Annotated in this window: 10 protein-coding genes; 6 read left to right on the top strand and 4 right to left on the bottom strand. The window is 69.6% G+C overall.

What is annotated here, in order from left to right; all coding sequences use genetic code 11:
* Nucleotides 1–214 precede the first annotated feature (214 nt).
* Complete coding sequence (locus PIQ37_RS20170; RefSeq protein WP_010341612.1) at nt 215–433, bottom strand: twin transmembrane helix small protein; 219 nt, start codon at nt 431–433, stop codon at nt 215–217.
* 30 nt (nt 434–463) lie between these two features.
* On the opposite strand from PIQ37_RS20170, the gene PIQ37_RS20165 reads away from it, so the two are divergent.
* The 5 genes from PIQ37_RS20165 to PIQ37_RS20145 all read left to right on the top strand — a co-directional run bounded on the left by PIQ37_RS20165 (nt 464) and on the right by PIQ37_RS20145 (nt 5,714).
* Nucleotides 464–1,222 carry an SURF1 family protein gene (locus PIQ37_RS20165; RefSeq protein ID WP_342074834.1) on the top strand — a complete coding sequence of 253 codons (759 nt, stop codon included), beginning with the start codon at nt 464–466 and terminating at the stop codon, nt 1,220–1,222.
* A 27-nt stretch (nt 1,223–1,249) separates the two neighbouring features.
* A complete protein-coding gene (locus PIQ37_RS20160; RefSeq protein WP_342074833.1) occupies nt 1,250–1,825 on the top strand; it encodes a hypothetical protein in 576 nt (191 codons plus the stop codon).
* A 10-nt stretch (nt 1,826–1,835) separates the two neighbouring features.
* Nucleotides 1,836–2,999, top strand: a complete 1,164-nt coding sequence (locus tag PIQ37_RS20155) for a COX15/CtaA family protein (RefSeq protein ID WP_019799724.1) — start codon at nt 1,836–1,838, stop codon at nt 2,997–2,999.
* Complete coding sequence (cyoE, locus tag PIQ37_RS20150) at nt 2,996–3,889, top strand: heme o synthase (RefSeq protein WP_342074832.1); 894 nt, start codon at nt 2,996–2,998, stop codon at nt 3,887–3,889. Before PIQ37_RS20155 ends, cyoE begins: the two co-directional genes overlap by 4 nt.
* Before the next feature lie 88 nt (nt 3,890–3,977).
* Nucleotides 3,978–5,714, top strand: a complete 1,737-nt coding sequence (locus tag PIQ37_RS20145; RefSeq protein ID WP_342074831.1) for a methyl-accepting chemotaxis protein — start codon at nt 3,978–3,980, stop codon at nt 5,712–5,714.
* A gap of 168 nt (nt 5,715–5,882) precedes the next feature.
* Here the strand turns inward: PIQ37_RS20145 and PIQ37_RS20140 are convergent, their stop codons facing one another.
* Complete coding sequence (locus PIQ37_RS20140) at nt 5,883–7,469, bottom strand: thioredoxin family protein (RefSeq protein WP_342074830.1); 1,587 nt, start codon at nt 7,467–7,469, stop codon at nt 5,883–5,885.
* Nucleotides 7,470–7,670: 201 nt separating this feature from the next.
* Nucleotides 7,671–8,660, bottom strand: coding sequence for a bile acid:sodium symporter family protein (locus tag PIQ37_RS20135; RefSeq protein ID WP_342074829.1), 990 nt, complete (start codon nt 8,658–8,660; stop codon nt 7,671–7,673).
* A gap of 249 nt (nt 8,661–8,909) precedes the next feature.
* On the opposite strand from PIQ37_RS20135, the gene PIQ37_RS20130 reads away from it, so the two are divergent.
* On the top strand, nt 8,910–10,118 hold the full coding sequence (locus PIQ37_RS20130) for a lipase family protein (protein ID WP_342074828.1): 1,209 nt from the start codon (nt 8,910–8,912) through the stop codon (nt 10,116–10,118).
* A 102-nt stretch (nt 10,119–10,220) separates the two neighbouring features.
* Here PIQ37_RS20130 and dnaG read toward each other — a convergent pair whose 3' ends face one another.
* A complete protein-coding gene (gene dnaG / locus PIQ37_RS20125; protein WP_342074827.1) occupies nt 10,221–11,963 on the bottom strand; it encodes a DNA primase in 1,743 nt (580 codons plus the stop codon).
* Nucleotides 11,964–11,981: the final 18 nt, after the last annotated feature.

The following is an 11,981-nucleotide window of genomic DNA, read 5'->3' as shown; positions in this document are numbered from 1 at the left end:
GTTGGGGGGCGACTTGCCCTTCTCCCGGGCGCGGTTCCGCCCGCCCCCCCTCCCATAAACCGGGCCGGGCCTCACCCCGCTCCTACGGCGAATTCATCTCGTAGGCGCTTTGACTGGATTGCTCGCGTGCAAAGTGCCCGTGCGGACGGCATGCTGCTATCGAATCCCGAATCCCGAATCCCGAATCCCGAATCCCGAATCCCGAAAGCAACGTCTACCGCCCGAGCCCATGGGGCTTGATCACTCCCGTATAGATGCCCAGGATCACCAGCAGGATCAGGCACACCGATAGGCCGATGCGCCAGGTCAACGCGTTCACCGTGCGCTTGCTCTGGCCGCGGTCCACCAACAGGTAGTACAGGCCGGCGCCCAGGTTCCACAGGATGAGCAGCAGGAACGCGACGATCAGCAAAGTCTTCAGCGAGTCGTTCATGGGCGTCTCGGCACATGGTGTGTCCGCATTATGACCCTCGCCGCTGCCTTGCGCGTTGGTGCGCGCCGACGCATGCCGCTGTGGCTGGGCTGGAGCGTCGCGCTGGCGGTGGCGGTGTGCTTTTGCATGCTCGGCCGCTGGCAGTTGCAGCGCATGCACGAGAAGCAGGCCTTGCTGGCGCAGGCGGCGCATGTGCGCGATCGCCCGCAGACGCTGGCCGATGCGCTGCGCGCGACGCCGCCGGGACAGTTGCGCTGGGTGCATGGCGCCGGCCGCTTCCTGCCCGGCCAGATCCTGCTCGACAACCAGCTGCGGCAGGGCCGCAGCGGGGTGAAGGTGTACCAGCCGTTCCTGGCCGACGGCGCGGCGGCGCCGCTGCTGGTGGAACTGGGCTGGCTGCCGCTGCCGGCCGATCGCGCGCTGCCCGAGCCGGCGCCGCTGCAGGGCCGCTACACGCTGGTCGGCCTGCTCGGACCGGCACCGTCGCATGGACTGGCGCTGGGTCCGGCGCTGGTCGCGGCGCCGTCGCCGCAGCGCTGGCTGGCGATGCGCATCGAGCCGGGAGCGATCGGCGAGGCGCTCGGCCGCCGCGACATTTTGTCGCAGGTGCTGCGCCTGGATCCGGCCCTGCCGCTGGGCTATCCGCGCGACCTGGACCTGTTGCCGAACACGCTACCGCCCGAGCGCCACTTGGGTTACGCGGTGCAATGGTTCGGCCTGGCGCTGGCGGTGCTGGTCACCGCGGCGCTGCTCAGCTGGCGCGCGCGCAGGGGACGGGGCGGGCGCTGAGCGCGCGCGCATGAGAAAATCCCCGGCATGAATGCTCCCACCCCGGCCCCGCGCCCGGCGGCCGCACGCGGCCGCTGGCCGCTGATCGTGTTGTTCGTCCTGTTCTTCGGCTCGATGCTGGTCGCCGGCGCGTTGCGCTTTTCCGGCTGGCAGCCGTCCGCCAGCCGCAACCACGGCGAACTGCTGCAGCCGCCGGCCGACCTGCGCGCGCTGCAGCCGCGGCTGGCCGACGGCCACGTCTACGCCTGGGAGCCGCAGCGGCGGCTATGGCGCATCGCGCTGGCGCCGCCGGCGGACTGCGGCAGCGCCTGCGATGCGCTGGCGCGCGACCTGGACAAGGTCTGGCAGCTGTTCGGCCACGACGCCGACCACGTGCAGATCCTGTGGATCGGCACGCCGCCAGCCGCCGCCCAGGCCCTGCCGCAGGTGCAGGCGCTGCGCGCGGATCCGGCCCTGCTGGCGGCGCTGCCGCGGGTGCGCGATGCGGCCGGGGTGCCGGTCTACGTCATCGATCCGAACGGTTTCGTGGTGCTGCGCTATGCCCCCGGGTTCGACCCGGCCGGGCTGCGTGCGGACCTGGCGAAGCTGCTGAAACTCCTGTGAGCCGCTCCCTATGACCTTGTTCGCGCGCCCGGCGCTGTTCCGGCATTTCCACCGCATGGCCTGGCTGGCGGCGCTGTTCACCGCCAGCACCATCATGTTCGGCTCGTTCGTGCGCCTGTCCGATGCGGGCATGAGCTGTCCGGACTGGCCGACCTGCTACGGCCGCATCACCTGGCCGCAGACCAGTGCCGAAGCCGACACCCATGCCGCCAGCAAGATCCGGCCGCTGGAGACGCACAAGGCCTGGCGCGAGCAGATCCACCGCTTCCTGGCCGGTGCGCTGGGTGTGGAGGTGCTGGTGCTGTCGCTGCTGGCGGCGCGGCGGCGCCGGCTCGGCATCGCCCAGATCGTCACGGCGGCGGCGCTGGTGGCGCTGTCGATCCCACTGTATATGTCCGGCTGGCCGGGGCTGGCGATGCTGGTGGCGGTGGGCGGCGAGGCGATCCTGCTGCTGGCGGCGCTGCGCTGGTCCAACGACGACCTTGCCCGTGCCGCGGTATTGACCCTGTCGGTGGTGATCTTCCAGGCCTTGTTGGGCATGTGGACGGTGACCCTGCTGCTCAAGCCGATCGTGGTGATGGGGCATCTGCTGGGCGGCTTGCTGATGTTCTCGCTGCTGGTGTGGATGGCCTGGCGCGCCACCCACCTGCCGATCACCCTGGCCGATGCGCCGCGGCTGAAGTGGCTGCTGCGCCTGGGCGTGGCGGTGCTGGTGCTGCAGATCGCGCTGGGCGGCTGGGTCAGCGCCAACTACGCGGCGCTGGCCTGCGGCGGCGGCAGTTGGTCGGCCGACAACTTCCCGCGCTGCGTCAGCCAGTGGTGGCCGCCGCACGATTTCCGCGAGGGCTTCACCCTGTGGCGCGGCATCGGCGTGGACTACGAAGGCGGCGTGCTCGACGGCGCGGCGCGCATCGCGATCCAGATGGCGCACCGGATGATGGCAATGGTGGTGGCGGCCTACCTGCTGTGGCTGAGCTGGCGCCTGAGCCGCACGCCGGGCATGCGCGGCTGGGCCGTGGCGCTGGCGCTGCTGCTGGTCGCGCAGGTGTGCCTGGGCATCCTCAACGTCAAGCTCGCGCTCCCCCTGCCGGTGGCGGTGCTGCACAACGCCGGCGCGGTGGCGCTGCTGTTCGTGCTGGTGTCGTTGCTGGCGCGCTTGCGGGCGCCGCAATGAGCGCGCACCGCGTCCATTGGCGCGACTACTGGGACCTGACCAAGCCCAAGGTCGTGGCGCTGATCGTGTTCACCGCCCTGGTCGGCATGTGCCTGGCGATCCCGGGGCTGCCGACCTGGGCGCAGGTGCGCACCGGCCTGCTCGGCTTCTTCGGCATCTGGCTGGCGGCCTCGGCGGCGGCGGCGATCAACCAACTGCTGGACGCGCGCATCGACGCGCAGATGGCGCGCACCTCCTGGCGCCCCCTGGTGGTGGGCAAGGTGCTGCCGTGGCAGGTGCTGCTGTTCGCCACCCTGCTGACCGCGCTGTCGATGACCGTGCTGGTGGTGTGGGTCAACTGGATCACCGCGGTGCTGACCTTCGCCTCGCTGATCGGCTATGCGGTGATCTACACGGTGTTCCTCAAGCGCACCACGCCGCAGAACATCGTCATCGGCGGCCTGGCCGGCGCGGCGCCGCCCCTGCTGGGCTGGGCCGCGATCACCGGCATGCAGGGCCAGTGGGACTGGGCCTATGCCTCGCTGCTGGTGCTGATCATCTTCGTGTGGACGCCGCCGCACTTCTGGGCGCTGGCGATCTTCCGCCGCGCCGACTACGCCAAGGCCTCGATCCCGATGCTGCCGGTCACCCATGGCGTGGCGCATACCCGCCGGCAGATCCTGGTGTACACGGTGCTGCTGGTGGTGGTGACGCTGCTGCCGGTGGCGGTGGGCATGAGCGGGGTGTTCTACCTCGGCGGCACCCTGGTGCTGGACGCGGTGTTCCTCTGGTACGCCTGGCGCATGCTCGACCCGCCGGACGAGATGTTCTCGATGCGCATGTTCGGCTACTCCATCGTGTACCTGATGGCGCTGTTCGCGTTCCTCCTGGTCGATCACTGGATCACCTGAACCGCGCGTTCAGCCCTCCGCTCAAGTGTTGCCGGTCGCGGTCGTTACCGAACGAACGACCAAAATCGGCAAAGCCGCGGAGACATCCATGTGGGGCAAGAGCAAGCAAGAAGCGGCGAAGCTGCAGGCACTGACCGAGCGCCTGCGCGAGGCCGAGGCCGAGCGTGACCGCGCCCGTGCGCAGGCCGACAGTGCCCTCGCCAATCTGGACGACATGCACGTCCGTTTCGACCTGGTCACCAAGGCGACCACCGACGGCCTGTGGGAAATGCGGGTGATCGCCGGCGATCCGATCAACCCCGCCAACGAATTCTGGTGGTCCTCGCAGTTCCGCGCGATGCTGGGCTTCTCCTCCGAGCTCGACTTCCCCAACGTGCTCGACAGCTGGGCCTCGCGCCTGCATCCGGACGACAAGCAGGCCACGCTGGACGCGTTCGCCAAGCACCTGGGCGACCGCAGCGGCCAGACCCCGTACGACGTGGACTACCGCCTGCAGCTGAAGAATGGCCAGTACCGCTGGTTCCGCGCGATCGGTACCACCCAGCGCGACGCCCAGGGCTTACCGCTGCGGGTGGCCGGCGCGCTCACCGACATCACCGAGCGGCGCGAGCGCGAGGCGTTCCTGGACGTGGTCCTGACCCGCTTCGAGCTGGGCGCGGACATGCTCAACGACGGCCTGTGGGACATGAGCGTGGTCGCCGGCGATCCGATCAATCCGTCCAACGAGTTCTGGTGGTCGGCCCAGTTCCGTTCGCTGCTGGGCTTCGCCTCCGAGGCCGAGTTCCCCAACGTGCTCGACAGCTGGTCCTCGCGCCTGCATCCGGAAGACGCGCAGCTCGCGCTCAACGCGTTCGCCGCCCACCTCAACGACCGCACCGGCCGCACTGGCTTCGACGTCGAATACCGCCTGCAGCTGAAGAACGGCGAGTACCGCTGGTTCCGTGCGCGTGGCCTGACCAAGCGCGCCGCCGACGGCACCCCGCTGCGCGCGGTCGGCGCGTTGCTGGACATCCATGCCGCGCGCCAGTTGGGCGAGGCGGCGCACACCCTGCAGACGGCCGCCGCGGAGATGGTCGACGACAACAGCGACCTGGCCCGGCGCACCGAGCAGCAGGCCGCGGCGCTGGAAGAGGCGGCCAGCTCGATGGAAGAGATCACCGGCACCGTGCAGCGCAACGTCGAGCACGTCGGCCACGCCAACCGCCTGGTGGACGGCGCCAGCGACGTCGCCCAGCGCGGCGGCGACGTGGTGCGCGACGTGGTCCAGACCATGGCCGGCATCGAGAGCGCGTCGCGCAAGATCGCCGACATCATCAGCGTGATCGACGGCATCGCCTTCCAGACCAACATCCTGGCCTTGAACGCGGCGGTGGAAGCGGCGCGCGCCGGCGAGCAGGGCCGCGGCTTCGCCGTGGTCGCCACCGAAGTGCGCAGCCTGGCCCAGCGCTGCGCCGATGCGGCCAAGGAAGTGCGTGGCCTGATCGCCGGTTCCAGTGAGCAGGTCGATCGCGGCTCGGCGCTGGTCGCACGCGCCGGCGCCACCATGGAAGAACTGCTCGGCTCGGTGCGCGAAGTGCAGCGCATCATGACCGACATCGCCGGCGCCAGCCGCGAGCAGAGCGCCGGCATCGGCCAGGTCAACCAGATCGTGGTGCAGATGGATACCGCCACGCAGCAGAACGCGGCGCTGGTGGAAAAGATGGCCGAAGCCGCGCGCGCGCTGGAAGGGCAGGCGCAAGGCCTGAATGCGCATACCAGCAGCGGCCGACGCCCCGGCAGCCAGGGCGCCGGTCAGCCGGTGGCGCCGGTCCGCGTGGCGGCCTGACCGGAGCCGGCGGCGCGCGCGTTTCGCGCGCCGCCAGCGCAAGGCGGTTGCGACCGCCTGCGCGCCGCGGTGCAACGTCGCAGTGCCGATGCCGGGACTGCGACGGCGCCGGCGCAGCGGTCTTGCTCGCGTGGATGCGTGATGCGGCCGGTGGCGCGTCTTGCGCCCTCACCCCAACCAATGCTGGCAGGTGTCGCCTGCCTGGCTGCCGCAGCTTTGCTGCATCTTGTGCTGCAGCCGCGCGAGCACCGCGCTACCGTCGTGGCCCTTGCTCCAGGCCTGCAGGGTCTTGGCCAGGGTGTCGAAACGCTGCCGGGTGCGCTGGTGATAGCCGTCGGGCTGGCCGGCCAACTCCCCGATCACCTGGCCGGCGGCCGCCTCGATCGCCGTCGCGTTGTCCGGCTGCAGCCGGACCAGCCCATCGACATAGAGCACGCCCCACTGCACGCGGGTGGCGGGGCCTTGTGCGCTCTCGTAGGCCTTCTTCAGCCAGAACAGCGCCGTCTGCTTGTCGCCGCGCGCCTCGGCCAGGCCGGCCAGTTCCGGCATGTAGTAATACGGCGTCTTGCTGCGCTGAAGCTCGGCCAGCAGCAGTTGTTCGGCACCGGCGCTGTCGCCGGCCTCGTCCAGCAGGCCGGCGGCGCTGCTGATCGTGGACTGGCGTTCGTAGTCGGTCGTGGCGGCCTGCTCGGCCCATTGCACACGCTGCTGCACCTTGGCGACCACCGCCGGCGGCAACGGCGGATGCGGTCCGTCGCCGGCATCGGCCGGCTGGCCTTGCGCCAGGCGTGCCAAGGCGATGTCCGCGGCGGCGGTGTCCAGGCGATCGCTGATCGGCAGGCTGCTGTCGGCGTAGACCTGGTCCAGCGCATGGGTCAGGGCGGCGGACAGCGTGTTGCGCTCGGCGGCGTCGCTGGCCGCGGCCTGCACCAGCTCGCGCGCCGCATAGGTCAGTGTGCTGCGGTTGGCGCGCACTTCGGCCGGATCGGCCAGCACCGCCTGCAGCAGATCGTGGGCGGCGGCGCGGTGCTTGGCGTCCACAGAGGCGGCCTTGGCCGGATCCTGCGCGGCCAGCGCCAGCAACGCGAAACGGCGCTGCAAGGCAGGCTGCGGCGCGGCCGCGGCCAGGCGCGTGAGTACGTCCGCCGCCTGACCCGGCTTGACCAGTTGGGCCGCATCCACCGCCCAGCCGTATTCGCCGAGCAGGGTCCAGTCGTCGGCGCCGAGCGTGGCCGGCGCCTTGAGCGCTTGCTGCAACAACTGCGCCGAGGTGGTGGTGCGGGTCGCGGCCACGCGCAGGGCCTCGGCCAGGCGCACGGTATCGCTGTCGCCGGCCAGGCGGGTGATCTCGCTGCGGTCCGGGCGCAGCACGATGATGGTCGGATAGCCCTTGATGCCGAAGCGTTCGCCCCAGGCCTGCGCGCCTTCCGAATCGCCGTCCAGGTGCACCGCGACGAAGGCGCGGGTGCGGGCGATGAACGCCGGGTCCTTGAACAGCGTGGCCTTGAGCCGATTGCAGGGCGGGCACCAGGCCGCGCCCCAGTACAGCAGCACCGGCTTGTCGTGCTCGCGCGCTTCGGCGAAGGCGTCGTCGACGTCGCCCTCGCGCCAGGCGATGCCGGCGCTGTCGGCGGCAGGTGCCGCTGGGGCGGCCTTGGGCGCGGCAGGCGCGGGCGGTTGCTGGCAGGCACTCAGCGCCAGCAGCGCGGCCAGGCTGGCGGAGATCGTCGCGGAACGGCGGAACATGCGGCTCATGTGGGCACCGGGTGGGGAGGGAGACACGGCGCCGGCCGTGCCGGCCGTCTACTGTACGCAGCCACCGCCGTCATCGCACATGCCGGCTGCGCATCTGCATATGCCGCCCGTGCAGGTGCTGCGCGGCGCATGACACGCGCTTGCGGGCGCGTCCGCGCGGCGTGCCTGCCGGCGCCCGCCACCGCCCCTTGCCGTTCGCCGCTAGCCGGCCGCTTCTGCCTTCGCCGCGCGCGCGTAGCGTTGCGCGATCACCGCGCAGACGATCAGCTGGATCTGGTGGTAGATCATCACCGGCAACACGATCGCGCCGAGGCTGCCGCTGGCGAACAGCACCTTGGCCATCGGCACGCCGGTGGCCAGGCTCTTCTTCGAGCCGCAGAACACGATCGGAATCTCGTCCTCGCGGGAAAAGCCCAGGCGCCGTGCGCCGAAGGTGATCAGCGCCATCGCCAGCGCCAGCAGCACCGCGCCGACCACGGCGACGCCGAGCAGCGCCGGCAGTGGCGTCTTGCGCCACAGGCCTTCGACCACCGCGGCGCTGAACGCGGTGTACACCACCAGCAGGATGGTGCTCTGGTCGGTGTAGCGCAGCACCGCGCGGTGGCGATCGACCCAGCCGCCGATCCAGCGCTGCAGCAGATGGCCGGCGACGAACGGCACCAGCAGCTGCAGCATGATCTTGCCCATCGCCTCCAGCGGATTGGACATGGCGTTCTGTGCGTCGGTCAGCACGCCCATCAGCAGCGGCGTCAGGAATACCCCGAGCAGGCTCGACAGCGAGGCGCTGCACACCGCCGCCGGCACGTTGCCGCCGGCCATCGAGGTGAAGGCGATCGACGACTGCACCGTGGACGGCAGCGTGCACAGGAACAGCACGCCGATGTACAGGTCCGGGGTCAGCAGCCAGTGCGACAGCGGCTTGAACAGCAGGCCCAGCAGCGGGAAGAGGATGAAGGTGGCGGCGAAGATGGTCAGGTGCAGGCGCCAGTGCAGCGCGCCGGCGACGATGGCCTCGCGCGACAGCCGCGCGCCATGCAGGAAGAACAGCGCGGCGATCGCCAGATCGGTGACCACGTCCATCACCGCCGCCGCGCGCCCCTGCACCGGCAGCAGCGAGGCCAGCAGCACCGTGCACAGCAGCGCCAGGGTGAAGGGTTCGATGCGCAGGCGCGCGAGCCAGGACTTGATCATCGGGAAAGGTCGAGCGGGGGGAGTGGTGCATTTTAGAAAGCATGGCGCCCGCACGCGAATCCGGACGCACTGCGTAGACAACTCGCAGACATGTTGCGCTGCCGGCCGTTTCGGTCAAATGCGCGTACCGGCAGCTTGCTAGATTGCGGCCACCCGGTCGATGGGGAGCGCGCCGGGCACGCAGGCGCGTCGTGCACGCGTTTGTGCTTCCCGCTCCTCCAGGCATTGCCACGGACCAGGAGCTTGCACATGTCGTACGACCAGTATCAGACCGTTTTCGCGCTTTCGAGCCTGGCCAACTGGGTCAGCCGCCGGCATGGCGTCGCCTCGGCGATACAGGCCGACTATCAACGGGTGTTGCATGCAACGCTCGGTTCGGAGCCGGCAAAAACGGCGATCGGTACCTGGGACGTGGTGTGGGGACCGCAAATCTGGCAAGCGAAGGATTCGGTGCGCTCGGATAACGCGATGTTCGTCGCCAAGTCGAGCGACGTGAATGGCATTGCCGGCGATGTGTATGTGGTGGCGATCTGCGCGACCAATCCGTCTTCGCCCTACGATTGGTTGGTGGAGGATTTCGACGTCGCTTCCACGGTCGAATTCGCGAAATACGACCCGTTGGCGTCGTCTCGACCCGTTGCGGCGGGCAAGCTGATTCTGCCGAATACCCCCGTCGTTTCCATGGGGACCGCCCTGGGTGTCTGGCACCTGCTCAATATGGTGAGTCCCGCCTCGGCGGCGGCCCCCGGCACAACGCTCGACGCGTTCCTGAAAACCGTGCAGCAAAGCGGCGCAACGGTGATCTTCACCGGGCATAGCCTGGGCGGCGCGTTGTCGCCGACCATGGCGACCTGGTTCAAGAGCAGAGGCCTGCTTGCAGGTTGCAAGGATGTGTACTGCTATGCCACCGCTGGCGCCACGCCGGGAAATGCGGCGTTCGCGGAAGTGTGCGCACAGATGCTGCCGCCGCCGACCATCGGCGAGAAGCCGTATCAGGCATGGAATCACGACATGTGGAATACGCTCGACGTGGTGCCGCATGCCTGGGTAACGGAGATGCTGAGCGAGATCCCTCACATCTACGACAACGGAACGATTCCGGGCGTGGAGGCGTTCGTCTTCCTGGCGCGGATCAATGCGCTGGCGTCCGGCATCACCTATAGCCAGATCGCGAATCAATCCTTGCAGGGGACACGCAGCGGCTCCCCGCCGACGGACACATTCGCGTTTCTCAAGCAGATGGCAATCCAGCACGGAACCGCATACCAAACGCTGATCGCCGATTGGCTGAAGCCGGTCGTGCCGTTGGGTTACGCGCTGCGCAGTGAGGAGATCGATACCGATGCGTTGTTGCAGGTGCAGGCGACCCGTCTGGACGAGGCTGCTGCCGGCATACGCGCGCTACAGGCAAAGGATCGTGCGGCGTTCACAGCGTCCACCGCTGCTGCGGGCGGCTGATTGTCTTGACCGACGGCTGGCTGCAGGGACGATGTTTGGCATCGCGCCGGCCACCTACATTGCGTGGCTGGCGCCGATGCTTGAAGCATTGGCGCATCGCAGCTAATGCAGCCCCGCACGCGCCTTCAACAGTTCCCGCAGCTCGTACTTGTCGGTCTCGTCCAAACCTTGCGCGCGCTGTTTGGCCTGCAGTTCGTCCAGGCGCTGCTGCAGCGTCTGCTTTTCCAGCTGCACGACCACGTCGTGCAGTTCCTGGCGCCAGCTGGCGGTCTCGCCGGCGATTTCCTGCACCGCCAGCTTCTGCAGCGCGGCCAGTTCCTCGCGTTCGTGGAAGTGTTCGAGCAGGGCGCCGGTGGTGATTTCCGGGCGCGCATGCACGATCTGCAGCAGTTCGATCATCAGCTCGATGCCGGGCAGGCGCAGGCCGGCGAACGGGTAGGGCGGCGGCAGGTCCAGCGCCAGCGACGGTGCCTGCAGCAGGCGCACGATCCCCTCGCGCACCAGGCTGCGCTTGTGCGCCGGGCGCGGCGCGCGCGGCGGCGGCCGGCTCGCCGCGGCCGTGGCGGCCGCGGGTGCGGCGGCGCCGATGCCGGTGAGTTCGGCCAGGCGCTGGCGCATCAGGTCGCCGAAGGCGCCGTCGGGAATCTGCGCCAGCATCGGCCTCGCGCGTTCGGCCAGGCGCGCCTTGCCGTCGAGCGTGCCGAGGTTGATCTCGCGCGAGAGTTCGTCGAAGAAGAACTGCGATAGCGGCGTGGCCTGGACCAGTCGCGCGTCGAAGGCCGCGGCGCCTTCCTTGCGCACGATGGTGTCCGGATCCTCGCCATCGGGCAGGAACAGGAAGAACGCCTGGCGCCCGTCCTTCATCCGCGGCAGCACCGATTCCAGCGCCTTCCAGCCGGCGCGGCGGCCGGCGGCGTCGCCGTCGAAGCAGAAGAACACGTCCGGTGCGTTGCGGAACAGCAGCTCGGCATGGTCCGGCGTGGTCGCGGTGCCCAGCGTCGCCACCGCCTGGGTGACGCCGAACTGGAACAGCGAGACCACGTCCATGTAGCCCTCGACCACGATCAGCCGCTCGATCTTCTGGTTGGCCTGGCGCACCTGCCACAGGCCGTACAGTTCACGGCCCTTGTGGAACAGCGCGGTCTCCGGCGAGTTCAGGTACTTGGGACCGTCGTCCTTGTCGAGCACGCGGCCGCCGAAGGCGATGACCCGGCCGCGGCGGTCGAAGATCGGGAACATCACCCGGTCGCGGAACTTGTCGTAGACGTGGCCGCGGTCGTTCTTGGAGAACAGCCCGGCGCGGTCCAGCAGCTTGAGCCGGCGCTCGTCGGTGCCCAGCGCGTCCTTGAGCGCGCCGTAGCCGTCCGGGGCGTAGCCGATCTGGAAGCGCGCGCGGTTCTCCGCGTCCACGCCGCGGCCGTCCAGGTAGGCGCGCGCCTTCTCGCTGCCGTCGAACTGGCGCTGGAAGAACTTGGCCGCCGCTTCCAGCGCGGAGTACAGGTCGCGGTGATCGTCGCCGGCGGCCTGGGCGGCGCCACGCTGCTGGGCGTCGCGCGGGATCTCCATGCCGGCGCGCTTGGCCAACTCGTCGACCGCGTCGAGGAATTCGAGACGGTCGTAGTTCATCAGGAAGCTGATCGCGGTGCCGTGCGCGCCGCAGCCGAAGCAGTGGTAGAACTGCTTGGTCGGCGACACCGTGAACGAGGCCGAGCGCTCGTCGTGGAACGGGCAGCGCGCCGCGTATTCCTTGCCCTGGCGCTTCAGCGGCACGCGCGTGCCGATCACCTCGACGATGTCGGTGCGTGCGAGCAGGTCGTCGATGAATGCGTCGGGGATGCGGGCCATCCGCATAGGATGCCATGC

The sequence above is a fragment of the Xanthomonas protegens genome (assembly GCF_038442435.1).
GTDB classification, from domain to species: domain Bacteria; phylum Pseudomonadota; class Gammaproteobacteria; order Xanthomonadales; family Xanthomonadaceae; genus Xanthomonas_A; species Xanthomonas_A sontii.
This window is presented reverse-complemented; position numbering and strand designations above follow the sequence as displayed.